Raw genomic sequence first — 23,931 nt, forward strand, 5'->3', positions numbered from 1 at the left:
CGATAGCCGAGGGCGTCGAGAAAATTCTGGTTGGCCGTGATGATCGAGCCATCGAGATTGAATTCGATCATGGCCTGCGAACGGCCAATGGCGTCGAGCCGCGCTTGCGCATCACTGTGGGACTTGCGACCGAACATCAAACAATCTCCATCTCGAAATAGTGTGGGCAGCCCGTAGGGAAGTGACCGTTGCGGCAACACAGCCGTATTCAAATCTACAATTCCCGCGAGTCCGTGCACTCGGATGCAGCTCGGACGAGTTCACGCTGACGACAGCGGGGTACGCTTGAGTCACTCGTAGTCGAAAAGCGCGAAGAAAGTTCTAATAGAAATGTCGGAAATCGGCGGGAGCTGGAACGACCTTCGCCCATATCGCGATCAGGCATGAGCGTCGACGCAACTTGAAATGACGCATCTCATTCAATGGCTTGCGGAGATGCCGCGCTGCCCATCAGCGTGAAATCGACATTCCTGCACAGGGCCTTTCGCGACGCGACATCGCGCCTATCCGTAGTCTCACGGCCGTTGCCGCGCCTTGTGCATCGCACGCCGGCCGAGTCCCCACAGCGTCAGGTTCCAAGCAATACAGGTTCCGAGTGCGAGACACAGACCGACGGCCGACCCGAATGCCACCACCGCAACGTGCAGAACGGCGATTGCCATGCCGAACCCGAGCAGACCCCAGGCGGAGTTGGCGAGCACGGCGGCGGTCGGCGGGCCGCCGATACGCGGATGCAGAATCACCATGATGCTGGAGAACACTACGGGATACAGCGCGATGATGCCGCTGATGCGGGGACCGACCCAGCCGGAGGTCGAGACCACGATGGCAACAAGGGTCGCGACCAGCGCAGCCCGCATCGGCACGTCGTACCAACGGCGTGTCACCAGCGGCATCTTTACATCGCGATAGCCGGCCAGCAGCGGAATGCAGATGCCGAAGGCGATCAGATTTGCAGCGAGTCCCGCGGTGAGCGGCCAGTCGAACTGACGGATGATCGAAGCCAGCACGATCCAGACCGCGACCGCGCTTCCGCAACTCAACAGAAGATTGTGCCGTTGCGCCAGCACGACGTAAGTGAGGCACATGAAGATCGTCGCCGCGTTGACCGGCAGGCTCGCCAGCGCCCCCTGCGCGATGAAGGCAGCGTCGTGGTCAAGCGCGAGGAAGACGTAGGAAGGCCCCGCCGACACCGGCAGTGTCGCGATCAGCGCACCGATCACCGGACCTGCGCGTTCAGTGATGATCGACGCCGACACGACGAACGCCGCCGCGATCGCCATCCGCAGGAGGAGGAAGAGGAGGAAGTGAAGGTCGAGGGACATCTTGGCTTCTTACCCTCCCCTGGAGGGGGAGGGTCGGCTCATATGAAGCGCAGCGAATATGAGACGGGGTGGGGTGACGGTCTCTCGACGGATACAGTGCCCGAGTGGAGAGATCACCCCACCCCGCTCGCGCTACGCGCGATCGACCCTCCCCCTCCAGGGGAGGGTACACAGAGTCACATCCGCTGCATCGACACCGAGACCTTCGGGCCGTTCTTGATGGTCTGGTAGACCACGCAATAGCGCTCGGTGAGCTTCAGAAGGAGATCGAGCTTGTCCTGCGGCGCGTCGGTGTCGACCTCGAAGCGCAGACGGATCTCGGCGAAGCCGACCGGGGTCTCCTTGTCGATGCCGAGCGTGCCGCGGAAATCGAGATCGCCCTCGGCATAGACGTTCCCGGTCTTGAGCGGCACCTCGATCGCGGTGGCGACCGATTTCAGCGTGACACCGGCACAGGCGACCAAGGCTTCCAGAAGCATATCGCCCGAGCAGAGCTCGAGGCCGGAGCCGCCTGTCGCCGGATGCAGGCCCGCCATCGCGATGGCGCGGCCGGTCTCGACCTTGCAGGCGATGCCTTCGCTATCGGTGGAGCCCTTGGCCTTCAGGGTGATCAGTGCGGTCTTGGGATCGGTCTTGTAGCGCTCCTTGATCGGAGCCTGCATCTGGCGCAGTTGGGCGGCGTCCATCTTGTTCTCTCCCGGAAAATTGCCCTTCGATGTACCGGCTCGGAGGGACATTGTCACCACCACATGGCCTGACCGGGACCCTGGGTTGCGTCGCGGTCGGGCACGCTGCGATCGAGCGAACGGTCGAGTGACGTCAGCACACTTCGCTTGAAGTTCTCGAATAGCGGCGAATTGCGGTCGCGCGGGCGGGCGAGATTGATCTCGATCTGGTCGAACAGCCGCCCCGGCCGCGGCCGCATCACCAGCACGCGATCGGCCAGAACCACGGCTTCATCCACGTCATGCGTGACGAGGATCAAGGTCGGGCGCGTGTCGGCCCAGAGGTCGAGCAGATGATCCTGCAGGTCGCGGCGGGTGAAGGCGTCGAGTGCGGAGAACGGCTCGTCGAGCAGGAGCACCTCGGGCTGCGGCACCAGCGCGCGGGCGATCGCGACGCGCTGCGCCTGCCCGCCGGAGAGTTCGCGCGGCCAGGCCTGCGCCTTGTCCGCCAGCCCGACGCGCTCGAGCGCACGCACCACCTTCTCGCGCCGCTCGGTCGCGGGCAGATCGGTAAGGCCGAAGCCGATATTGTCGGCGACACTGAGCCAGGGCAGCAGCCGCGGCTCCTGGAAGATGATGCCGATCTTGGCGTGCGGCGAGGCGATCGCCTCATTGTCGAGCGTCACCGTGCCCGAGCTGGCGCGATCGAGCCCGGCGATGGCGCGCAGCAATGTCGACTTGCCGCAGCCGGAGCCGCCAATGATGGCGATGATCTCGCCCTGCCTGATCTCGGCGGAGAAGCGCGCCAGCGCCGCGACGCCGTTGGGATAGGTCTTGCTGACCCGGTCGAGCGCCAGCATCGCCTTACGCTCCCTTGGCTGGACCGAAGGCGTCCTGCCAGCGCAGGAACGGCGCAGCGGCAAGCTCGATCAGCCAGTCGGTGAGCTTGCCGAGAATGGCGAAGATCACGATGGCGGCCAGGATCTGCGCGGGCTTGCCGAGCTGCTGGCCGTCGAGCAGGAGATAGCCGAGGCCTTCGGAAGCGCCGATCAGCTCCGCCGCCACCACGAACATCCAGCCGAGGCCGAGCCCGACGCGCAAGGACACGACATAGGCCGGCAGCACGGCGGGCAACAGGATGCGGCGGATCATCGCGAAGCCCGAGAGGCGGAAGGTGCGGCCGACCTCGACGATCTTGCGGTCGACGATGAGGATCGCGCCCATCACACCGAGATAGACCGGGAAGAACACGCCGACCGCGATCAGCGCGACCTTCGAGGTCTCGAAGATGCCGAGCCAGAGAATGAACAGCGGCACCCAGGCCAGCGACGGGATCGCGCGCAAGGCTTGGACGGTCGGGTCAAGCAGCCGCCGCGCCAGCGACCAATAGCCGGAGATGGCGCCCAGCAACGTGCCCGCGACCACGCCGAAGGCAAAACCGAGCGAGACGCGCCACAGCGTCGCTGCGATGTGGCGGACCAGCTCGCCGGAGCGAGCAAGCTCGGCGATGGTAGCGAACACGCGCGAGGGCGGCGGCACCAGCCGGCCATTGGACCAGCCGAGCCAGACAACGACCTCCCAGCCGAGCGCGAGCGTCAGCGGCAGCAGAATTCCAAGCAACGGCCGCGCATAGCGCGCGGCGCGCGACGGCGCGGCGGCGTTGTCGGCCGGTTCCGAAGTCTGTTGCAAGGCTGGCGCGTCGGAGACCATAGTCATTAGCAAGCGCGTCTGGTCAGGGAATGCAAGGGCGCCTCTTACCCTCCCCTGGAGGGGGAGGGTCGGCACGCGATCGAGCAAAGCGAGATTGCGTGACGGGGTGGGGTGACAGTCTCTCCACGAAGCAGTGCCCGAGTGGAGAGCACCCCACCCCGCTCGCGCTGCGCGCGATCGACCCTCCCCCTCCAGGGGAGGGTAAGAGGATCAATTCGTCGGCAGCGGGACCTGGTCGTCGATCAGGGCATCCAGCGTGGCCTTCACGTCGACCTTGGCATCGACGACGCCGGCCTGCTGCAGGGCAAGGCCGGCGGCGAGGATCGACTCGCGCTGGGGCGCGCCGATGCGGCTATGGGTGAGGTCGGTGCGCTCCTTGAGCTGTTTGTCGACGACGGCCTCGGGAAGCTTGGTCACGGCGATGAAGGTCTTCTTCAGCTCGTCGTAGTTCGCCAGCGAATATTTGCGCGCCTCCTCATACACGGCGAGCACGCGGCGGGCGGCGTCCGGATAATCCTTCAAGAACTGCTCGCGCACATTGAGGATGCCCCAGGTGTTGGCGTCGGCCTTGCGGTAGAACAGCTTTGCGCCCTCCTCGACCTCGGCCTGCGCCATCATGGGATCAAGGCCGGCCCAGGCGTCGACGTCGCCGCGGATCAGCGCAGTCTTGCCGTCGGCGTGCTGCAGCAGCACCGGCGTGATGTCCTTTTCGGTGAGGCCCGCCCCCAACAGCGCACGCACCAGGAAGATGTGCGGATCGGTGCCGCGCGTCACCGCGACGCGCTTGCCCTTGAGGTCGGCCACGCCGGCGATCTTGGAATCCTTTGATGTCACCAGCGCGGTCCATTCGGGACGCGAATAGACATAGATCGACTTGATCGGATTGCCGTTGATCTTCGCCACCAGCGCCGCCGAGCCCGCGGTCGAGCCGAAATCGATCGAGCCGGCATTGAGGAATTCGAGCGCCTTGTTGGAGCCGGCCGACTGCACCCAGGTGACGGTGATGCCGTCCTTGGCGAACTCCCTCTCCAGAAGGCCCTTCTGCTTCAGGACCATCGACACCGGATTGTAAGTCGCCCAGTCGATGCGGATTTCCTTGAGCGGATCCGCGGCCCTTGCCGCAGGCGCCATGACGAGTGCGACCGCTCCGGCCAACAGAATGCGTCGTGAAATCTCGGTCATGCCCAGAGCCCTCCAAAACTTCATTGTTTTTCAATGAGTTATATCTAGAGGTCAACGAGAAAATCCGCCCCCAGAAAGCCCGCCGGCCGAGAACAGATTTGCCCGAAGCCGCAGCTTTCCAGCATGGAACGACTATTGCCAGAGAATGGCGGGTGACAGCGCCTGTCACCTCTTATATCCGGTGAGACATGGACAGCGTCACAACTGAGCATAAGGCCGAGGGGGACGATCGTTTCGACACTGCGCGGATCACCGCGGCGGTCGATGCGCTTGCCGAAAAGCACCAGGGACGCGAAGACGCGTTCCGCACGGCGACGGCGCAATTGCTCAAGGCCGAGCTGATCGCGGCACGCGCCGCGGCACAGGAAATCCTCTTGAAGGACCGCCACGGCCGTCGCTGCGCCGAGCGGCTGTGTTACGTCCAGGACGAGATCATCCGCATCCTGTATTCGGCGGCGACCCGTCATCTCTACCGCTCGCCGATCCCGAGCGGCGCCGAGCGCATGGCGGTGGTGGCGACCGGCGGCTACGGCCGCGGCCTGATGGCCCCCGAATCCGACATCGATCTCCTGTTCATCCTGCCCTACAAGCAGACCGCCTGGGGCGAGCAGGTGGCCGAAGCCATCCTCTATTGCCTCTGGGACATGGGGCTGAAGGTCGGCCACGCCACGCGTTCGGTGGACGAGTCGATCCGGCAGGCGCGCGGCGACATGACCATCCGCACCGCGATCCTGGAGACGCGCTTCCTCACCGGCGACAAGCCGCTCTACGAGGAGCTGGTCGCGCGCTTCGACAAGGAGGTGGTGCAGGGCACCGCATCGGAATTCGTCACCGCGAAGCTCGCCGAGCGCGAGGAGCGCCATCGCCGCGGCGGCCAGTCGCGCTACCTGGTCGAGCCCAACGTCAAGGACGGCAAGGGCGCGCTGCGCGACCTGCACACGCTGTTCTGGATCGCCAAATACGTCTACCGCGTGCGCGACACCAGCGAGCTGGTGGAGCGCGGCGTGTTCGACGCGCAGGAATATCGCACCTTCCGCCGCTGCGCCGACTTCCTCTGGTCGGTGCGCTGCAATCTGCATTTCTACTCCGGCCGCGCCGAGGAGCGGCTTTCGTTCGACCTCCAGCGCGAGATCGCGGTGCGGCTCGGCTACACCTCGCATCCCGGCATGCAGGACGTCGAGCGCTTCATGAAGCACTATTTCCTGGTCGCCAAGGAAGTCGGCAACCTCACCGCCATCCTGTGCGCCAAGCTTGAGGACCAGCAGGCCAAGCCGGCGCCGGTGCTGAGCCGGATGATGGCGCGGCTGCGCCCGACCGCGGCGAAGCGGCGCGTACCCGAAAGCGACGACTTCATCGTCGACAACAACCGCATCAACGTCGCTGCGCCCGACGTCTTCAAGCACGATCCGGTCAATCTGATCCGGATCTTCCGCCTGGCACAGAAGAACAACCTCGCCTTCCATCCGGATGCGATGCGCGACGTGACGCGCTCGCTCGGCCTCATCAACGCGCAGATGCGCGAGAATCCCGAGGCCAACCGGCTGTTCATGGAGATCCTGACCTCCGACAACGCCGAGATCGTGCTGCGGCGGATGAACGAGACCGGCGTGCTCGGCCATTTCATCCGCGCCTTCGGCAAGATCGTGTCGATGATGCAGTTCAACATGTATCATCACTACACAGTCGACGAGCACTTGATCCGCTGCGTCGGCTTCCTCCAGGACATCGAGCGCGGCGGCCTCGATGAATTCGCGCTCGCGAGCGACCTGATGCGCAAAATTCGCCCCGAACACCGGGCGGTGATCTACATCACGACGCTGCTGCACGACATCGCCAAGGGCCGGCCCGAGGATCATTCGATCGCCGGCGCCAAGGTCGCGCGGCGACTCTGCCCGCGGCTCGGCTTCAGCGCCGCCGACACCGAGCTCATCGCCTGGCTGATCGAGGAGCATCTGACGATGTCCACGGTCGCACAGTCGCGCGACCTGTCCGACCGCAAGACCATCGAGAATTTCGCCGCCGTGGTGCAGTCGGTCGAGCAGATGAAGCTGCTGACGATCCTGACCACCGCCGACATCCGCGGCGTCGGTCCCGGCGTGTGGAACGGCTGGAAGGCGCAGCTGTTGCGTTCGCTCTACTACGAGACCGAGCCGGTGCTCACGGGCGGCTTCTCCGAAGTCGATCGCGGCAAGCGCCTCACCGCCGCCTATGCCGAATTCCGCAACGCCTTCGCCGAATGGCCGGCGGAGGAGCTCGACGCCTATATCGGCCGGCACTATCCGGCCTATTGGCTCAAGGTCGAGCTGCCGCGCAAGATCCGCCATGCCCGCTTCGTCCGCTCCAGCGAGCAGGCCGGCCACAAGCTCGCGATCAATGTCGGCTTCGACGAGGTGCGCGGCGTCACCGAGCTGACGATCTTCGCCGCCGACCATCCCTGGCTGCTGTCGATCATCGCGGGCGCCTGCGCCTCGGCCGGCGCCAACATCGTCGACGCCCAGATCTACACCACGACCGACGGCCGTGCGCTCGACACCATCTCGATCTCCAGGGAATACGACCGCGACGAGGACGAGGGACGGCGCGCCACCCGCATTGGCGAGATGATCGAGGACGTGCTGGAAGGCAAGCTGCGCCTGCCCGAAGTGGTGGCGCGGCGCACCGTGCGCAGCAAGGCGCGCCCCTTCGTGATCGAGCCGGAAGTCACCATCAACAACCAATGGTCCGACCGCTACACCGTGATCGAGGTCTCCGGGCTCGACCGGCCCGGCCTGCTCTACGAGCTGACCACCGCGATCTCGAAGCTCAACCTCAACATCGCCTCGGCGCACGTCGCGACCTTCGGCGAGCGCGCCCGCGACGTGTTCTACGTCACCGACCTCCTGGGCGCGCAGATCAACGCGCCGACGCGCCAGGCCGCGATCAAGAGCGCGCTGACCCATGTGATGGCCGGCGACAAGGCGGTCCAGCCGGCGGCGTGACGCTGTCTCGTCGTTCCGGGGCGCGTTTCTTTCCACTCGTCATTCCGGGGCGCCGCATAGCGGCGAGCCCGGAACCCATCAAGCCACCGACGACGCCGACAAATGGATTCCGGGTTCGCGCTTCGCGCGCCCCGGAATGACGGCAGAGCTAAACATCCACTCCCTCATGCCTGAGCAGCCAGCGCTTGCGCTCGAGCCCGCCGCCGTATTTCACCAGCGAGCCGTCGGCGCCGATCAGGCGGTGACACGGCAGCACGACGCTGATCGGGTTGGAGCCGTTGGCATGGCCGACGGCGCGAATGGCTTTGGGCATCTCGATCGTCGCGGCCATCGCGCCGTAGCTCATCGTGGTCCCGGCAGGAATCTTCGCCAGCGCAGTCCAGACCTTTTGCTGAAACGGCGTGCCGGCGATGCGCCAGGCGATGTTCGAGAGCTGGCCGAGATCGCCTTCGAAATAGCGTGACAGGGCGGTCCGGATGTCCACCGGCGCGGATCGATCACTCAGATCGACCGCACCGTAATGCAGCCGCAACAGTTCGCGCATGCGGTGCTCGTAATCGTCCCAGTCGAGCGCGCGCAGCGCACCTGCGGCATCGGTGACGAGCAAGGCGATCCCGATCGGCGTCGTCAGGCGATCGAGGCCGAAGCTCACGGAGGACTTGGTTGATCGGCTGGGCATTGCGGCACCATTGCATCGAACACGGCCATCGCACTTGCCATGCCGGCCATGCTAACGTCCACTCGAAAGCTGACGCTTTTTGGGGGAGCTCATCTTGATCTGGATCGCCAATATCCTGGTGGCGCTGGTCGCCGCGCTGCACGCTTACTTTCTGACCCTGGAGATGTTTCTCTGGGACAAGCCGCTGGGCTTGAAGACATTCCGCAACACGCCCGAGAAGGCGGAGATCACGAAAGTGCTGGCCGCCAATCAGGGGCTCTATAACGGCTTCCTCGCCGCCGGCCTGGTCTGGGGGCTGGTCCACGGCAACCCCGCCTTCGCATTCCAGATCAAGGCGTTCTTTCTGCTTTGCGTGATCGTGGCCGGCGTCTATGGCGCCGCGACCGTCAGCAGCCGCATCCTGATGGTGCAGGCGCTGCCGGCGGCGATGGCGCTGGTTACGTTGTTTCTGGCCTGAACGCCCTGAGCTCGGACTCCGACGCCTGAGACGCTACGGCGCAGCGCTGCGATCCTTGCGCGGCGCCGCACCTTCCTCCACAATCTTCGGCAGCGATGGCAACCGTTGCAATCAACGGGAAAAGACCGTCGACCGGAAATTCCGTCAGGAGGAACAACCAAGATGAACAATCGCAGAGCCTTCATAGCTGCCGCGGCGACGCTCGCCTTTGCGTTCTCCGCGAGCCAAGCGCTTGCCCAGAAGAAATACGACACTGGCGCAACCGACACCGAGATCAAGATCGGCCAGACCGTGCCGTTCTCCGGCGCCTACTCCGTCTACGCCAATATCGGCAAAACCCAGGCCGCCTATTTCAAGATGATCAATGATCAGGGCGGCATCAACGGCCGCAAGATCAATCTGATCCAGTATGACGACGCCTACTCGCCGCCGAAGACGGTCGAGCAGGTGCGCAAGCTGGTCGAGGGCGACGAGGTGCTGTTCACCTTCCAGCTGATCGGCACCGCGGCCAACGCGGCCGTGCAGAAATATCTCAACGGCAAGAAGGTGCCGCAGCTGCTGGCTTCGACCGGCGCGGCCCGCTTCAACGATCCCCAGAACTATCCCTGGACCATCGCCTACAATCCCAACTACGTGTCCGAGGGCCGGATCTACGCCAAGTACATTCTCAAGGAGCATCCGAACGCCAAGATCGGCGTGCTCTACCAGAACGACGACATGGGCCGCGACTATCTCGCGGGCCTGAAGAGCGGCCTCGGCGACAAGGCCGCCAGCATGGTCGTCGGCGAGGTCTCCTACGAGGTCACCGACCCCACCGTCGACTCCCAGGTGGTCAAGCTGAAGTCGATGGGCGTCGACGTGTTCTTCGACGCTTCGACGCCGAAATTCGCGGCACAGGCGATCAAGAAGCTGGCCGACCTCGGCTGGACGCCGGTGCACATCCTCGACATCAATGCGAGCCCGATCTCGGCGACGCTGAAGCCGGCCGGCCTCGACATCTCCAAGGGCATCATCTCGACCCAATATGGCAAGGAGCCGAGCGATCCGCAGTGGAAGGACGATCCCGGCGTGAAGGCCTTCTTCGCCTTCATGGACAAGTATTTCCCGGAAGGCGACAAGCTCAACACGGTCAACACCTATGCCTATTCGGTGGCCGAGTTGCTGGTCCAGGTCCTGAAGCAATGCGGCGACGATCTGACGCGTGAGAACATCATGAGGCAGGTCGCCAACATCAAGGACTTCACCCCGAGCTTCGCCCTGCCCGGCATCAAGATCAACACCGGGCCGAACGACTTCCGCGTCAACAAGCAGATGCAGATGATGAAGTTCAACGGCGAGCGCTGGGAGCTGTTCGGACCGATCATCGAGGACACGGGACCGTCGGGTTAGGGATCGTGTAGGGTGGGTTAGCGTAGCGTAACCCACCACGGTCTTTCACCGCGGCAACAGACGAGGTGGGTTACGCCCCGCGGACTGCGCTTTGCGCAGTCCGCGGGGCTAACCCACCCTACAAAGGATGTGCCTCTCCCACCTTGCGCCGCAACAATCGTTCCTCCACACTCGCCCTCAGCGATGGCATCGGACGCGCAAGCGCGCGCCGAGAGATCATCGGCAAAAACAGACTGAGGGAATTGCGAATGAGGAATGGAAAGCTGCATCTGGCCACGGCGCTCGCTCTGGCGCTGTCGATTTCAGCGGCCAATGCCCAGAAAAAATACGATCCAGGCGCCAGCGACACCGAGATCAAGGTCGGACAGACCATGCCGTTCTCTGGACCGGCGTCGGCCTATTCGTCGATCGGCAAGACGCAGGCCGCCTATTTCAAGATGATCAACGACCAGGGCGGCGTCAACGGCCGCAAGATCAATCTGATCCAGTACGACGACGCCTATTCGCCGCCGAAAGCCGTGGAGCAGATCCGCAAGCTGGTCGAGAGCGACGAGGTGCTGCTGACCTTCCAGATCATCGGCACGCCCGTGAACGCGGCCGTGCAGAAATATCTCAACGCCAAGAAGGTGCCGCAGCTGTTCGCGGCGACCGGGGCCTCGCGGTTCACCGACCCGAAGAACTTTCCGTGGACCATGGGCTTCAATCCAAACTACTTCGTCGAAGGCCGCATCTACGGCCAGTACATCCTGAAGGAGCATCCGAACGCCAAGATCGGCGTGCTCTATCAGAACGACGACCTCGGCAAGGACTATCTGAACGGCATCAAGGCCGGCCTCGGCGACAAGGCCGCCAAGATGATCGTGACCGAAGCCTCCTACGAAGTGTCCGATCCCACCGTCGACTCGCAGGTTCTCAAGATCAAGGATGCCGGCGCCGACCTGTTCTTCAGTGCGAGCACGCCGAAGCAGGCCGCGCAGGCGATTAAGAAGATCGCGGAGATGGGCTGGCATCCGGTGCAGATCGTCGACATCAACGCCACCTCGGTCGGCGCGGTGCTGAAGCCCGCTGGCCTCGACGCCGCCAAGGGCCTGATCAGCGTCAATTACGGCAAGGAACCGCTGGATCCGACCTGGAAGGACGATGCCGGCCTGAAGAAGTATTTCGACTTCATGGCGAAGTACTATCCCGACGGCGACAAGGACTCGAACTTCAACACCTACGGCTACAGCACGGCACAGCTGCTGGTGCATGTGCTGAAGCAGTGCGGCGACGACCTGACCCGTGAGAACGTCATGAAGCAGGCAGCCTCGGTGAAGGACTTCGCCACCGACACCGCGCTGCCCGGCATCAAGGTCAACACCTCGCCGACCGACTACCGCGTCAACAAGCAGCTTCAGATGATGAAGTTCAACGGCGAGCGCTGGGAGCTGTTCGGCCCGATCCTGGAGGATGCCGGTCCGGCGGGTTAGCTTCCATCGCCGCCATTCCGGGGCGATGCGACAGCATCGAACCCGGAATCTCGAGATTCCGGGTTCGGCTCTTCGAGCCGCCCCGGAATGACTGATTGAGAAATCGTGGATGGCCGGGTCAAGCCCGGCCATGACGACGGAGACAGACGTCTACTCCGGTATCTCCCCAAAGTTCTTGCCGACCGGCAGAACGGCATGCCGGATCAGGCGCGAATCCTCTACCGCGGCCTGCCTGTGCTTCACGGCCTCGCGATAGACGGGATCACGGATCATCTCGACGAAGGCGGCAACGCTTGGATACTCCGCGATGAAGCAATGGTCCCAGCGCTCGTCCTGCGGGCCGATCAGCATCAGCTCGAACTTGCCCTGCCAGACGATGCGGCCACCGAGACGTTCGAACACCGGGCCACTCTCGCGGCCATAGGCGGCGTAGGCTTCCGCGCCGCTCGCCTTGCGGCCGTCCGGATAGGCGGCCTCTTTCCGCAACCGCACCAGGTTGAGCATGTGGATCGGACCGGGACGGTCGTTCTCCCGGAACTGCGCGAAGATCTCCTTGGTCGGATCGATATGGCCCATGTGGGTTTCCTCTGGGTGCTTGCTCTTTTTGTGCCGGCGATCCTAGCTCCGGCGCCAAAGGAGCGGAACTGCGGGGTGCGAATGCCCCACCTCCTAATCACGCGTTAACGCCGGGGTAACCGGGCCTTAAACAGCGACCGCTAGCGTGCGGCGGGGCGGGCTGACCGGGCGTTTGCATATGGCGTGGGGAAAGAAAAAGGGTGGGCGGAAGGAGCCGCTGTTCGGCTTGCCCGCGGCGCTCGCCGATCTGCGCCTGACCCCGGCCGATCGCATTCCCGGCGGCGAGGACAAGCCGAAGAAATCAGCGAAATCATCCACCAAGCGCAAGAGCGAGGACGCCGGCGACGAGCCGCCGCGCGAGCGCAAGGCGCCGGCCAGCCGCAGCGGCGCCAAGCGCCGCGCGAAGTCACGCGGCGGGTTCAGTCTCGGCCGGGTGGTCTATTGGGGCGCGGTGCTGAGCCTGTGGGGCGTGATCGCCGTGATCGGCGTCGTGATCTATGTCGGCGCCCATCTGCCGCCGATCCAGTCGCTGGAAATCCCGAAGCGCCCGCCGACGATCCAGATCGTCGGCATCGACGGCAGCATGCTGGCACAGCGCGGCGAGATGGCCGGCGCCAATATCGCGCTGAAGGATCTGCCGCCCTATTTGCCGAAGGCGTTCATCGCCATCGAGGACCGCCGCTTCTATTCGCATTTCGGCATCGACCCCGTCGGCATTTTGCGCGCCCTCGTCACCAATTTGCTCCATCGCGGCGTCTCGCAAGGCGGCTCGACGCTGACGCAGCAGCTGGCGAAGAACCTGTTCCTGACCCAGGAGCGCACCATGCAGCGCAAGCTGCAGGAGGCGGAGCTCGCGATCTGGCTGGAGCGCAAGCATTCCAAGGACGAGATCCTGGAGCTCTATCTCAACCGCGTCTATTTCGGCTCCGGCGCCTACGGCGTCGAAGCCGCCGCGCAGAGATATTTCGGCAAGTCGGCGAGGAACGTCACCATCGCGGAGGCCGCGATGCTCGCCGGCCTCGTCAAGTCGCCCTCGCGCCTTGCGCCGAACCGCAATCCGGAAGGTGCCGAAGCGCGCGCGCAGATCGTGCTCGCGGCGATGGCGGACGCGAAATTCATCACCGATGCGCAGGCGCAGGCCTCGATCGGCCATCCCTCCTACAACGTGAAGCCGGTCGGTGCCGGCACGGTCAACTACGTCGCCGACTGGATCGGCGAGGTGCTGGACGATCTGGTCGGCCAGATCGACGAAAGCATCAAGGTCGAGACCACCATCGATCCCAAGCTGCAAAGCGTTGCGGAAGCCGCCATCATCGACGAGCTCGCCGCCAAGAGCGTCAAGTTCAACGTCAGCCAGGGCGCGCTGGTGGCGATGACGCCTGACGGCGCGGTGCGCGCCATGGTCGGCGGGCGGAACTATTCCGAGAGCCAGTACAATCGCGCGGTGACCGCCAAGCGCCAGCCGGGCTCCTCGTTCAAGCCGTTCGTCTATCTCACCGCGCTCGAGCAGGGCCTGACGCCGGACACGATGCGCCAGGACGCGCCGATCGAGGTCAAGGGCTGGAAGCCCGAGAACTACACCCACGAATATTTCGGCGCGGTGACGCTGACGCAGGCGCTGGCGATGTCGCTCAACACCGTCGCCATCCGCCTCGGCCTCGAGGTTGGGCCGAAGAACGTGGTGCGCACCGCGCATCGGCTCGGCATCTCCTCCAAGCTCGAGCCCAACGCCTCGATCGCACTCGGCACGTCGGAAGTCTCTGTCGTCGAGCTGGTCGGCGCCTATGCACCCTTCGCCAATGGCGGCTTCGCGGTGGCGCCGCATGTCGTGACGCGGATCAGGACGCTCAGCGGCAAGCTGCTCTACATGCGCCAGCCCGACGAGCACACCCAGGTCATCGACCCCCGCTATGTCGGGATGATGAACACGATGATGCGGGAGACGCTGATCTCAGGCACCGCCAAGAAGGCGGAGATCCCGGGCTGGCCGGCCGCCGGCAAGACCGGCACCAGCCAGGATTATCGCGACGCCTGGTTCATCGGCTACACCGCCAATCTCGTCACCGGCGTCTGGCTCGGCAATGACGACAACTCGCCGACCAAGAAGGCCACCGGCGGCGGCCTGCCGGTGGAAGTCTGGACGCGCTTCATGAAGACCGCGCACGAGGGCGTGCCGGTGGCGGCCCTGCCGAGCGCGCCCGGCGGCTGGGGCCTGTCGAATCTCGCGCAGGCCGCATCGCAGGTATCGCCGCCGACGGCGGCCGCGCCCGCACCGGCAGCAGCGAACAACGGCGGTTATCGCCCGCCGCCACCGACGCGCGCCAATGCGCGGCCGGAGGCTGCGGCAGGGCTTGATGGCTGGCTGATGGACCGCCTGTTTGGCGGAAACCGATAGGCCCGGGTTGAGGGCAGAGAGTCCCTTCAAAACAAAAACTGCGAAAACAACCCCATGCACAGTAGCCGAGGATAGCGAAATCAACGGCTTGCGCGGACGGCGCAGACGCATGAGGCAGGCCTTGAAGTCCGCCGCCACTTCGGCAAGTCCTGCCTATTGCGGCAAGATCAACCGAGGTGAACTCCTCCCCGAAAGCAAAAACATCAGTCTCTTCAGGCGTTCGTCTTCGGCCCGGGATTTGCTCTCATAGGTTGAGCGAGTGCCCAGGAGCGTTCCATGATTTCAGCTCTATCCAGCGCGGCGTTGCCCCATCTGCGCCCCGCATCGACGCCGACTTCGCATGCGGCATCGGGTCTCCAACCGGTGGCGGCGGATACAGCCAATGCGGCGACCAGCGGCTTTCGGATCGACCTCTCGCAGGTCAAGCCGCTGTCGGGCGCCAAAATGATATCGGCGGCGGATGATCCCGTCCTGCATGACCTCATGGCCACGAACTGGCTGATTGCCCAAGGCGCGAATGCACCTCAGTCGGTCGTCGCCGACGATGCACCTGAGAACACCTACGCACAGGTCAAGGTCGACGGCCGGGTGGTGGCCACGCTGTACAATGGCGGCTCCTCGACCATGACCAATGCGGCGGCAGCCAACATCGGCAAGCTCGAGGATCCTCCCGGCTTGGCCGGGCCGGATCTCGCGCAGTGGCGAGCCGACCAATATGCCGCACGGCTTGGCGGCACCGTCGAGAAGGCTTCCACCGCGATCACGCAAGCGCAATGGACGCCGCGTGAAAGCAGATCCACGGCCTATAGCCGCCAGCAACTCGACGCCGCCTTCCAGGCGATGCTGGCGGAGGGGCAAAAGGCCAGCGCGCAACGGCAATCGTCCTATCCGGCCTCACGCACGCAGGCAGGAACGAGTGCGGATTTCAGTGCATGAGGGTTGCCTGAGGCCGCTGAGCGCGCGTCGGCCGGAATCCAAAAAAATACGTCGACGGGCGTTCTGCCTGGCGCCGTCAATGAGTATTGTGCTGCAATCAGGTGAAGCGCGCAGCGCGTAGGATCCGATGTATATGCGCCAGATTGTTTTCGCCGTCGTGCTGCTCGGCGTTTTGGTTCGGTTCGGAGCTGCCGCAGCCGAGGATGGCTTCCCGGCCGCGGAGTGGGAGCGCGTCACCCCTGCAGAATTGGGCTGGTCAGAAACCGAATTGGCCCAAGCGCGATCCTTTTCGGATCAGATTCGCTCGAGCGCGGTTGTGATCGTTCAGCACGGAAAGGTGGTCGCCGAGTGGGGCAATACGACGAAGCCGATGGAACTCGCCTCCATCCGCAAGAGCGTGCTCAGCGCCCTGATCGGCATCGCAGTGTCGGATCGCCTGATCAACCTCGACAGCACGCTTGGCGAACTCGGCATCGACGATAATCCGCCTGGCTTGACCGGAATCGAGAAGGGCGCGACGGCGCGCGAACTCCTCGAAGCGCGCTCCGGGGTCTACCACGCGGCGCTCTATGAGACGCCGGACATGGCCAAGATGAGACCGCCGCGCGGCAGCCACCCGCCCGGGACCTTCTGGTATTACAACAATTGGGACTTCAACGCGCTCGGCACGATCTACGAGCACGCAACTGGCAACGGCATCTTCGAGGCGCTCAACCAAAAGATCGCAAAGCCAATCGGCATGCAGGACTACCGGCCACAGAATGGCAGCTATATCCGCGGCGAAGCCTCTATCCACCCCGCCTATGAGACCCGGATGAGCGCACGGGACTTGGCGCGTTTTGCACTTCTCTATCTGCACAAAGGCAATTGGGCCGGGCACCAGATCGTGCCTCGGGACTGGGTCGAAGAGAGCACGCGTAGCCATTCGAGAGCCGCGTTAGGGATGGGCTATGGCTATCTCTGGTGGATCGGTTTTCTGGGCGGTGCCGTTGCGCCTACGGTCACTTTGCCGGAGGGCAGCTTTATGGCCCAGGGATCCGGCGGCCAATACGCCTTGGTCGTGCCCGCGCTCGACCTCGTCGTGGTGCATCGTGTCGACCGCGACATGCCCTTCACCGAGCCGACCATGCGTAGCATTGGCAGGCTCTTCTGGCTGATCCTGAAAGCCGAGGGCTATGATCCCGGGCCCGATGCCTCGCTCACTGCGGCGGTCGGCGAACGACCGACAGGTGAGGCCCTGGCCGCAAAACTCCAGGGCAAGACGATCAGCTTCGGTACCAAGCTCAGGGATGGCCCGTTCACGATGCGATTCGAGCCCGACGGCCGGATGACCTATCCGCACTGGGACGAGTCCCTTGGACCTAAGGCCGGGACATGGACGGTCGTGGAGGACAAGCTCTGTATCTTGGGTGCCAGACGTCGCTGCTACATTCCCGTGCTGAACGGTGAGCAGATTGAGTTGTTCGACCAGCTTGGTGTCATGCAAATCGCCGGGGTGGCGCTGCCTCAGTGATCTGCGTGCAGCAATCGGCTCGTGACGTCTGTCGAGGGTCATGCACGACAAACGCTTCGACAGGACCAAGCAATGCCGTCGGGTGGCGATGCGCTAAAGCGCGATGAGATCTGGATGAATCGCCATCGCGCTTTAGGTTATTGTTTGCGCATGATCTTTCCGGAAAACCGCTTCGCACTTTTCCGGATCATGCTTTAGGACAAGCGCGCCGCCAACGACCTTGCATTTGTCCAGCTGGCGTCAATCCGGTCGCGGCTGCGCCTTGACGAGCCGCGCCTTAGTCTTCGACCCCGTAGCGGTGCAGATCGTTGCCATACGTGTCGAGCCACTTCTTGGCGCGCTCCATCGACGGGCAGACCTTGCCGCAGACGCGCCAGAAGCGTGCCGAGTGGTTCATCTCGACGAGATGGGCGACCTCGTGCGCGGCGAGATAGTCGAGCACGAAGGGCGGCGCGAGGATCAGGCGCCAGGAGAACGACAGCGAGCCGGCCGAGGTGCAGGAGCCCCAACGGCTGGACTGGTCGCGGATCGACAGGCGCTTGACCCGGACACCGAGCTCGGCGGCGTAGGCCTCTGCCGAACGCTGCAGGTCCTTGCGCGCCTCGCGCTTGAGGAAATCGCTGACGCGGCGGTCGACATGTTCGAGTCCGCCGGCGACGCAGAGGATGCGTTCACCGCTGTCGCGCACCTCCGTCCACACCGTGCCGCGCGTGCCGGCGCGATGAACGATACGATGCGGCGTGCCGCGCAGCGGTATCACCGTGCCCGGCTGGAATGGCGCAGCCTTCGGCAGGCGACCGAGACGTGCGGCGATCCACGCACCGTGACGCTGCGCGAAGTCCTTGGCTTCGGCCAGCGTGCCGCGCGGTGGCATGGTGAGGATGGCTTCGCGATCGCTCGGATGAATTCTGAGCGTATAGCGGCGCGCGCGGCGATGCCGGCGCAATCGGATGGCAAAAAATTGCGATCCGTGGGTGATGACCAGGGTCTTTGGCTCGTGGGGCCGCCGATAGAGGAGAGCGCGAGTGGCCATGTCTGTCAGTCCGGGGGGCAGGAGGGCGCCCGGATTCTGCCATAACCGCCGCCAGGGAAAGCGCTCGGCGCAAAAACAAATCATTTGCCCAATATACAGCGGGTTGGCGTCCGGGAGACCCTACAGACTGGGGTCGGAACCGGCTTTTTTCGCCCCCGCTGGACGCATGCGACACCCCCAAGGGGTGAGGATGGACTCACTCCTATAAGGCTACCTAAATACCGCGAATCTGGCGGGAACTCGGCCCCTTCCGGAGCCTCCGGCCGGGCCTGATTTTCGACGGGAAAGCCGAAACGAGAGGTTATTCGGCGGCGCGCGCCTGCAATGAGCTCGGATTCGCTGCTGAGACCATGAAATCATGAATCCGCGGCACGATTTCCGACTTGAAGCGTGAGCCGTTGAACACGCCGTAATGTCCGACGCCCTTCTGGACGTAATGAACGCGGCGATGATCGGGGATCGCGCTGCACAGCGCGTGCGTCGCTTCGGTCTGACCAAGACCGGAAATGTCGTCATTCTCGCCTTCGACCGTCATCAGCGCGACGCGCGTGACCTTGGAGGGATCGACGCGTGTTCCACGATGGGTCATCTCGCCCTTGGGCAGCGAGTGCTTCACGAACACGGTGTCGACGGTCTGGAGGTAATACTCGGCGGAGAGGTCCATCACCGCGAGGTATTCGTCGTAGAACTCGCGATGCTTGTCGACGAGGTCGCCGTCGCCCTTCACCAGATGGGCGAAGAGCTGCTTGTGGGCGTCCATGTGCCGGTCGAGATTCATGCTGATGAAGCCGTTGAGCTGCAGGAATCCCGGATAGACGTCGCGCATCATGCCCGGATGCGGAAACGGCACCTTGGTGATGACATGGTTGCGGAACCAGTCGATGCCGCGCTCCTGGGCGAGATTGTTCACCGCAGTCGGATTGCGACGGGTGTCGATCGGGCCGCCCATCAGCGTCATCGACGTCGGCACGAAGGGATCGCGCCGCGCTTCCATGATCGAGACCGCGGCAACGACGGGCACGGAGGGCTGGCACACCGCCATGACGTGAGTGTTGCCGCCGAGCACGTGCAGCATCTCGATGACGTAATCGATGTAATCGTCGAGATCGAAGCGACCGTCGCTGAGCGGCACCATGCGGGCGTCGGCCCAATCGGTGATGTAGACCTCATGCGCGGGCAGGAAGGCCTCGACCGTACCGCGCAGCAGCGTCGCGTAATGGCCGGACATCGGCGCGACGATCAGCACGCGCGGCTGCGGGCTGCGCAGCGGACGGGTGAACTTGCGATCGAAGTAGAGCAGCCGGCAGAACGGCTTTTCCCAGACCGAGCGGACCTCGACGGGGACGCGGATGCCGTTGACCTCGGTGTCGTCGAGACCCCATTCCGGCTTGCCGTAGCGGCGCGTGGTGCGCTCGAACAATTCGCAGGCCGCGGCGACCGACTTACCGACCTCGGTGCGCGTCCAGGGATTGAGCGGATTTTGAAACAGCAGCTTGGTCGCGTCCGTGACGGCACGCGCCGGATTGAGAGCGGCGTGCGCCATCTCGTACATCCAGTACATCGGCGTCGTCAGGACCGGACTGCCTTCAGCCGCCAGGGGCGGCGCGCCGCCAAACTCACCAATGGGCATCGCTATATCCTTCTTCGCATCGCAGCATACTGCCGAATGCGTAATATTGCGTCAATGCATGGTTCCGTACATCTACGTAGCCGAAACGGCTAAACCTACCCGAATCCACGAGAAAGTGACGCTATTCGCCGCCGGACAGCAGCGAGCCCTGTCGCTTGGCGCTGCGCAAAAGGGCAAGGAATGCCCAAAAGGATGCAACCAGAAGCACGGCATTGATGGCCAGCGCAGCCAACATCAGGTCGGCGCGGAAGGTGTTCTCGATCAGGAGCGCGCGCATTCCTTCGAACACGTAGGTCGGCGGCAGCGTCCATGCGACGTATTGCAAGAACACCGGCAGCACGCTGACGGGATAGTAGATGCAGGCGAGCGGCATGATCGCGAACATCAAGGTCCAGACGATGCTCTCGGCGCCGAGGCCGTTGCGCAGCACGAGGCCCGAGACGAAGATGCCGACCGACCAGCTCGTGAAGATCAGATTGCAGAAGAAGGCGATCAACGGCAGGCCGAGCGCGTAGACGTTGAAGTGAAACAGGAACAGCGCCAGCAGCGTCATTGGAATGATTCCGATCGCGAGCCGGATCAGGCTCATGACCATCAGCGACAGCAGAAACTCGATCGGCCGGAGCGGGCTCATCATGAGGTTGCCGAGATTGCGCGCCCACATCTCCTCCAGGAACGAGATGGAGAAGCCGAGCTGGCCGCGGAACAGGATGTCCCAGAGGATGACGGCCCCGATCAGCGTGCCGCCGGCGCGCGCGAAGAAGCTGGAGTTCTCGGCGATGTAATATTGGATGAAGCCCCAGGTGATGACCTGCAGCGCCGGCCAATACAACAGCTCGAGCAGCCGCGGCCAGGACGACAGCAGCAGGTACCAGTAGCGCAGGATCATCGCGCCGATGCGGTGGACCGAGATGCCGCGGTGGAGGGGGAGAGAGGTCATGGCAGCTCCTTCATCTTGAAAGGAGCCGTCATTCCGGGGCGATGCGTAGCATCGAGCCCGGAATCCATCGGCCCGCAGCAAACGTCGCGAAATGGATTCCGGGCTCGCGCTCCGCGCGCCCCGGAATGACGGCCGAGACACGAGAGCCCCCTCACCTCGCCGCCTCCTTCGCGCCGTTCACCCGGCCGCGCGCAACGTCCAGGAACACCTCCTCCAGATTGGTGCGGTTGTAGCGAGCCATGATCGCCTGGGGCGTGTCGTCGTCCTCGATGCGGCCGCGCTTCATGATGATGACGCGGTCGCAGAGCCGCTCGACCTCGAGCATGTTGTGCGACGCCAGAAGGATGGTGGCGTTGTTGTCGCGGCGATAGCGCTCCAGATGCGCCCGCACCCAGTCGGCGGTATCCGGGTCGAGCGAGGCGGTCGGCTCGTCCAGAAGCAATAGCTCGGGCTGATTGATCAGCGCCTTCGCCAGCGCGACGCGGGTCTTCTGCCCGGCGGACAGCTTGCCGTTGGCGCGGTCCAGGAATTCGGTGAGGTCGAGATCGTCGGCGAGCGCGGCGATCCGCTCCGACAGGTTCTTCACCGCATAGAGCTTGCCGAACACGGTGAGGTTCTGGCGCACCGTGAGCCGCATCGGCATGTCGACATAGGGGCTCTCGAAGTTCATCCGCGCCAGCACGGAAGCGCTCTGCTCGGGCATCTCGTGACCGAGCACCTGCACGCGGCCGGAGGTCGGCAGCACCAGGCCCATGATCATCGCGATGGTCGTGGTCTTGCCGGCGCCGTTGCCGCCCAGAAGCCCGGTGATGCTGCCGCGCGGCAGGACAAAGGAGATGTCGTCGACGGCCCGGGTCTGCTTGTAGACCTTGACGAGGTGATCGACCGCGATCGCCGCGGGCAAGCTGCGCTCCGCGACAGTCGGCCGACTTGAAGCCTCGTCATTCTCCGTCATGCTGACCGTTCTTCTGCTATTGCGGCAGGGAGCGCAAGGCTTGTAATCCGGTGGTTCCGCGAGCCCAGCGTTTGTGAGCTTAGAAGGCACCGCCACATTGGCCGATATGACCGAAATTGCCGCCTCCAACTTCCGCCATGCGCAGCGGCATATCCGCCTCGATACGATCCTGCGGCTGCGCTGGCTCGCGGTGCTGGGCCAGCTGGCCGCAATCTTCATCGTGGCACAGGGGCTGGAATTCAACGTCGAGATCGTCCCCTGCGTCAGCATCATCGCCCTGTCGGCATCACTGAATCTGGCACTCCAGACTGCAGCCAATCCGATGCACCGGCTGGAGCCGATACAGGCGGCCGGACTGCTCGCGCTGAATATCGTGGAACTGGCCGGCCTGTTGTTCTTCACCGGCGGCTTGCAGAACCCGTTCTCGTTCCTGTTCCTCGCCCCGGTGCTGATCTCGGCCACGGCGCTGCCGGCACGCTTCACGTTCGGCCTCGGCGTGCTCGCCGTGGCCTGCGCCTCGGTGCTGTTCTTCTTCCATCTGCCGCTGCCCTGGGATTCCGACGATCCGCTGGTGCTGCCGCCGATCTATCTGGTCGGCGTCTGGCTCTCGATCGTGCTCGCGATCGGCGTCACCAGCCTCTACTCGTTCCAGGTGACGGAAGAGGCGCGCAAGCTCGCGGACGCGCTGGCCGCGACCGAGCTGGTGCTGACGCGCGAGCAGCACCTGACCCAGCTCGACGGGCTTGCCGCTGCCGCCGCGCACGAGCTCGGTACGCCACTCGCCACGATCTTCCTGATCTCGCGCGAGCTGGAAAAGACGGTGAAGGACGCCAGCATCGCCGCCGACCTGAAGACGCTGCGCGAGCAGACCCAGCGCTGCCGCGACATCCTGAGCAAGATCACCCAGCTCTCCACCGACGCACCGTTCGACCGCATGAAGCTGTCGGAGCTGATCGAGGAGGTGGTGGCCCCGCACCGCGATTTCGGCGTCGAGATCAAGGTGCGGATCGCGGTCGCCGCCGTGTCCGAGCCGGTCGGCTCACGCAATCCGGCGATCCTCTACGGCGTCGGCAACATCGTCGAGAACGCGGTCGATTTCGCCCATACCACCGTCGAGGTGAACGCGTGGTGGAACAAGGACAATATCGAGCTCGTGATCTCCGACGACGGCCCCGGCATTCCCCCCGACATCCTGAACCGGATCGGCGAGCCCTATCTGTCGCGGCGGCGCCCCCAGGATGACGGCGGCGGCGAGCGGCGCGGCCTGGGGCTCGGCGTGTTCATCGCGCGCACCTTGCTGGAGCGCACCGGCGCCAAGGTCTCGTTTACCAACCGGACCTTCCCGGAACACGGCGCGGTGGTCCACATCACGTGGCCGCGAGAGCGTTTTGAGGCTATCGAGGCGCTCGAAGAAACAATAGGATAGGCCGCGACCTTGCGTCGCACGACGGGGCCGATCGACTATCGGCGGCCTTGGCACCGCCCGATTGCGAGGCCATATGTAGACGCGTTGGAGAGAGGAAAAAACCTTGAACGCCATCGCCGAACTGAACGAACAGACCGACCGCTCGCTGCTCATCGTGGAAGACGACAAGCCGTTCCTGGAGCGCCTGTCCCGCGCCATGGAGACGCGCGGCTTTGCGGTGACGTCATGCGACACCGTCTCGGACGGTCTTGCGCAGATCGGCAAGGCGGCCCCCGCGTTCGCCGTGGTCGACTTGCGGCTCGGCGACGGCAACGGCCTCGATGTGGTCTCGGCGCTGAAGAAGAAGCGCCCGGATGCGCGGGCGATCGTGCTGACCGGCTACGGCAACATCGCCACTGCCGTCACCGCGGTGAAGATGGGCGCGATCGATTATCTCTCCAAGCCCGCGGACGCCGACGACGTCGTCGCCGCGCTGCTGTCGACCAGCGCGGAGAAATCCGAACTGCCGGCCAATCCGATGTCGGCCGACCGCGTGCGCTGGGAGCACATCCAGCGCATTTACGAGATGTGCAATCGCAACGTTTCGGAAACCGCGCGCCGCCTCAACATGCACCGCCGGACGCTGCAGCGCATTTTGGCCAAGCGCGCGCCGAGGTAAGCTTCAACGGCTCTC

The 23,931-nt window shown here is 64.2% G+C and carries 20 protein-coding genes; 9 read left to right on the forward strand and 11 right to left on the reverse strand.

The genetic code is table 11. The features are described 5' to 3' along the window. Nucleotides 1–515: 515 nt before the first annotated feature. The 5 genes from UNPF46_RS27535 to UNPF46_RS27555 all read right to left on the reverse strand — a co-directional run bounded on the left by UNPF46_RS27535 (nt 516) and on the right by UNPF46_RS27555 (nt 4,882). Nucleotides 516–1,325: a hypothetical protein gene (locus UNPF46_RS27535; RefSeq protein ID WP_142252087.1), complete on the reverse strand. Its 810-nt coding sequence runs from the start codon at nt 1,323–1,325 to the stop codon at nt 516–518. 176 nt (nt 1,326–1,501) lie between these two features. Then, on the reverse strand, nt 1,502–2,011 hold the full coding sequence (locus tag UNPF46_RS27540; protein WP_142252088.1) for an OsmC family protein: 510 nt from the start codon (nt 2,009–2,011) through the stop codon (nt 1,502–1,504). Between the two features lie 53 nt (nt 2,012–2,064). Beyond that, nucleotides 2,065–2,850: an ABC transporter ATP-binding protein gene (locus UNPF46_RS27545; protein WP_142252089.1), complete on the reverse strand. Its 786-nt coding sequence runs from the start codon at nt 2,848–2,850 to the stop codon at nt 2,065–2,067. Nucleotides 2,851–2,854: 4 nt separating this feature from the next. After that, a complete protein-coding gene (locus UNPF46_RS27550; protein WP_142252115.1) occupies nt 2,855–3,700 on the reverse strand; it encodes an ABC transporter permease in 846 nt (281 codons plus the stop codon). A 210-nt stretch (nt 3,701–3,910) separates the two neighbouring features. Next, on the reverse strand, nt 3,911–4,882 hold the full coding sequence (locus UNPF46_RS27555) for an aliphatic sulfonate ABC transporter substrate-binding protein (protein WP_181770139.1): 972 nt from the start codon (nt 4,880–4,882) through the stop codon (nt 3,911–3,913). A 188-nt stretch (nt 4,883–5,070) separates the two neighbouring features. Here UNPF46_RS27555 and UNPF46_RS27560 point away from each other — a divergent pair, with 188 nt between their 5' ends. Then, the gene (locus UNPF46_RS27560) at nt 5,071–7,860 is read left to right on the forward strand and encodes a [protein-PII] uridylyltransferase (RefSeq protein WP_142252091.1); all 2,790 of its coding nucleotides are present in this window, start codon (nt 5,071–5,073) and stop codon (nt 7,858–7,860) included. A gap of 148 nt (nt 7,861–8,008) precedes the next feature. Here UNPF46_RS27560 and UNPF46_RS27565 read toward each other — a convergent pair whose 3' ends face one another. Continuing rightward, nucleotides 8,009–8,539 carry a methylated-DNA--[protein]-cysteine S-methyltransferase gene (locus UNPF46_RS27565; protein ID WP_100176533.1) on the reverse strand — a complete coding sequence of 177 codons (531 nt, stop codon included), beginning with the start codon at nt 8,537–8,539 and terminating at the stop codon, nt 8,009–8,011. A 94-nt stretch (nt 8,540–8,633) separates the two neighbouring features. Here UNPF46_RS27565 and UNPF46_RS27570 point away from each other — a divergent pair, with 94 nt between their 5' ends. The 3 genes from UNPF46_RS27570 to UNPF46_RS27580 all read left to right on the forward strand — a co-directional run bounded on the left by UNPF46_RS27570 (nt 8,634) and on the right by UNPF46_RS27580 (nt 11,854). Then, nucleotides 8,634–8,996 carry a DUF1304 domain-containing protein gene (locus UNPF46_RS27570; RefSeq protein WP_181770140.1) on the forward strand — a complete coding sequence of 121 codons (363 nt, stop codon included), beginning with the start codon at nt 8,634–8,636 and terminating at the stop codon, nt 8,994–8,996. 162 nt (nt 8,997–9,158) lie between these two features. Further along, a complete protein-coding gene (locus UNPF46_RS27575) occupies nt 9,159–10,385 on the forward strand; it encodes an ABC transporter substrate-binding protein (RefSeq protein ID WP_142252092.1) in 1,227 nt (408 codons plus the stop codon). A gap of 248 nt (nt 10,386–10,633) precedes the next feature. Beyond that, complete coding sequence (locus UNPF46_RS27580) at nt 10,634–11,854, forward strand: ABC transporter substrate-binding protein (protein ID WP_181770141.1); 1,221 nt, start codon at nt 10,634–10,636, stop codon at nt 11,852–11,854. A 150-nt stretch (nt 11,855–12,004) separates the two neighbouring features. Here the strand turns inward: UNPF46_RS27580 and UNPF46_RS27585 are convergent, their stop codons facing one another. Continuing rightward, a complete protein-coding gene (locus UNPF46_RS27585; RefSeq protein ID WP_142252093.1) occupies nt 12,005–12,430 on the reverse strand; it encodes a DUF1330 domain-containing protein in 426 nt (141 codons plus the stop codon). A gap of 178 nt (nt 12,431–12,608) precedes the next feature. Here UNPF46_RS27585 and UNPF46_RS27590 point away from each other — a divergent pair, with 178 nt between their 5' ends. The 3 genes from UNPF46_RS27590 to UNPF46_RS27600 all read left to right on the forward strand — a co-directional run bounded on the left by UNPF46_RS27590 (nt 12,609) and on the right by UNPF46_RS27600 (nt 17,274). Then, nucleotides 12,609–14,825 carry a transglycosylase domain-containing protein gene (locus tag UNPF46_RS27590; RefSeq protein WP_142252094.1) on the forward strand — a complete coding sequence of 739 codons (2,217 nt, stop codon included), beginning with the start codon at nt 12,609–12,611 and terminating at the stop codon, nt 14,823–14,825. Between the two features lie 276 nt (nt 14,826–15,101). Beyond that, nucleotides 15,102–15,761, forward strand: coding sequence for a hypothetical protein (locus UNPF46_RS27595; RefSeq protein ID WP_142252095.1), 660 nt, complete (start codon nt 15,102–15,104; stop codon nt 15,759–15,761). A gap of 133 nt (nt 15,762–15,894) precedes the next feature. Further along, nucleotides 15,895–17,274, forward strand: coding sequence for a serine hydrolase domain-containing protein (locus UNPF46_RS27600; RefSeq protein WP_246668747.1), 1,380 nt, complete (start codon nt 15,895–15,897; stop codon nt 17,272–17,274). Between the two features lie 277 nt (nt 17,275–17,551). Here the strand turns inward: UNPF46_RS27600 and UNPF46_RS27605 are convergent, their stop codons facing one another. From UNPF46_RS27605 to UNPF46_RS27620, 4 genes are all read right to left on the reverse strand, one after another. Next, nucleotides 17,552–18,391 (reverse strand): M48 family metallopeptidase, encoded by an 840-nt coding sequence (locus tag UNPF46_RS27605; RefSeq protein WP_142252097.1) that lies wholly within the window; start codon nt 18,389–18,391, stop codon nt 17,552–17,554. A gap of 217 nt (nt 18,392–18,608) precedes the next feature. Beyond that, complete coding sequence (locus UNPF46_RS27610) at nt 18,609–19,937, reverse strand: polyhydroxyalkanoate depolymerase (RefSeq protein ID WP_100176540.1); 1,329 nt, start codon at nt 19,935–19,937, stop codon at nt 18,609–18,611. Nucleotides 19,938–20,058: 121 nt separating this feature from the next. Continuing rightward, the gene (locus UNPF46_RS27615) at nt 20,059–20,877 is read right to left on the reverse strand and encodes an ABC transporter permease (protein ID WP_142252098.1); all 819 of its coding nucleotides are present in this window, start codon (nt 20,875–20,877) and stop codon (nt 20,059–20,061) included. A 151-nt stretch (nt 20,878–21,028) separates the two neighbouring features. After that, nucleotides 21,029–21,832 (reverse strand): ABC transporter ATP-binding protein, encoded by an 804-nt coding sequence (locus UNPF46_RS27620; RefSeq protein WP_142252099.1) that lies wholly within the window; start codon nt 21,830–21,832, stop codon nt 21,029–21,031. A gap of 106 nt (nt 21,833–21,938) precedes the next feature. Between UNPF46_RS27620 and UNPF46_RS27625 the strand changes: the two genes are divergently transcribed. Together UNPF46_RS27625 and UNPF46_RS27630 are read left to right on the forward strand one after the other, a co-directional pair. Beyond that, a complete protein-coding gene (locus tag UNPF46_RS27625) occupies nt 21,939–23,258 on the forward strand; it encodes an ActS/PrrB/RegB family redox-sensitive histidine kinase (protein WP_100176543.1) in 1,320 nt (439 codons plus the stop codon). A 103-nt stretch (nt 23,259–23,361) separates the two neighbouring features. Then, nucleotides 23,362–23,916 carry an ActR/PrrA/RegA family redox response regulator transcription factor gene (locus UNPF46_RS27630; protein ID WP_097661536.1) on the forward strand — a complete coding sequence of 185 codons (555 nt, stop codon included), beginning with the start codon at nt 23,362–23,364 and terminating at the stop codon, nt 23,914–23,916. The last annotated feature ends 15 nt before the right edge of the window (nt 23,917–23,931 follow it).

Source organism: Bradyrhizobium sp. UNPF46 (genome assembly GCF_006658625.1).
In the GTDB taxonomy this organism is placed as follows: Bacteria; Pseudomonadota; Alphaproteobacteria; order Rhizobiales; family Xanthobacteraceae; genus Bradyrhizobium; species Bradyrhizobium nitroreducens.

What these genes read in the sequence shown, in the direction of transcription:
- UNPF46_RS27565 (WP_100176533.1), bottom strand. Translation starts at nt 8,539, where the DNA reads ATGCCCAGCCGATCAACCAAGTCCTCCGTGAGCTTCGGCCTCGATCGC.
- UNPF46_RS27575 (WP_142252092.1), top strand. Translation starts at nt 9,159, where the DNA reads ATGAACAATCGCAGAGCCTTCATAGCTGCCGCGGCGACGCTCGCCTTT.
- UNPF46_RS27540 (WP_142252088.1), bottom strand. Translation starts at nt 2,011, where the DNA reads ATGGACGCCGCCCAACTGCGCCAGATGCAGGCTCCGATCAAGGAGCGC.
- UNPF46_RS27605 (WP_142252097.1), bottom strand. Translation starts at nt 18,391, where the DNA reads ATGATTTGTTTTTGCGCCGAGCGCTTTCCCTGGCGGCGGTTATGGCAG.
- UNPF46_RS27590 (WP_142252094.1), top strand. Translation starts at nt 12,609, where the DNA reads ATGGCGTGGGGAAAGAAAAAGGGTGGGCGGAAGGAGCCGCTGTTCGGC.
- UNPF46_RS27535 (WP_142252087.1), bottom strand. Translation starts at nt 1,325, where the DNA reads ATGTCCCTCGACCTTCACTTCCTCCTCTTCCTCCTCCTGCGGATGGCG.
- UNPF46_RS27545 (WP_142252089.1), bottom strand. Translation starts at nt 2,850, where the DNA reads ATGCTGGCGCTCGACCGGGTCAGCAAGACCTATCCCAACGGCGTCGCG.
- UNPF46_RS27610 (WP_100176540.1), bottom strand. Translation starts at nt 19,937, where the DNA reads ATGCCCATTGGTGAGTTTGGCGGCGCGCCGCCCCTGGCGGCTGAAGGC.
- UNPF46_RS27625 (WP_100176543.1), top strand. Translation starts at nt 21,939, where the DNA reads ATGACCGAAATTGCCGCCTCCAACTTCCGCCATGCGCAGCGGCATATC.
- UNPF46_RS27595 (WP_142252095.1), top strand. Translation starts at nt 15,102, where the DNA reads ATGATTTCAGCTCTATCCAGCGCGGCGTTGCCCCATCTGCGCCCCGCA.
- UNPF46_RS27600 (WP_246668747.1), top strand. Translation starts at nt 15,895, where the DNA reads ATGCGCCAGATTGTTTTCGCCGTCGTGCTGCTCGGCGTTTTGGTTCGG.
- UNPF46_RS27580 (WP_181770141.1), top strand. Translation starts at nt 10,634, where the DNA reads ATGAGGAATGGAAAGCTGCATCTGGCCACGGCGCTCGCTCTGGCGCTG.
- UNPF46_RS27615 (WP_142252098.1), bottom strand. Translation starts at nt 20,877, where the DNA reads ATGACCTCTCTCCCCCTCCACCGCGGCATCTCGGTCCACCGCATCGGC.
- UNPF46_RS27560 (WP_142252091.1), top strand. Translation starts at nt 5,071, where the DNA reads ATGGACAGCGTCACAACTGAGCATAAGGCCGAGGGGGACGATCGTTTC.
- UNPF46_RS27585 (WP_142252093.1), bottom strand. Translation starts at nt 12,430, where the DNA reads ATGGGCCATATCGATCCGACCAAGGAGATCTTCGCGCAGTTCCGGGAG.
- UNPF46_RS27555 (WP_181770139.1), bottom strand. Translation starts at nt 4,882, where the DNA reads ATGACCGAGATTTCACGACGCATTCTGTTGGCCGGAGCGGTCGCACTC.
- UNPF46_RS27550 (WP_142252115.1), bottom strand. Translation starts at nt 3,700, where the DNA reads ATGGTCTCCGACGCGCCAGCCTTGCAACAGACTTCGGAACCGGCCGAC.
- UNPF46_RS27620 (WP_142252099.1), bottom strand. Translation starts at nt 21,832, where the DNA reads ATGACGGAGAATGACGAGGCTTCAAGTCGGCCGACTGTCGCGGAGCGC.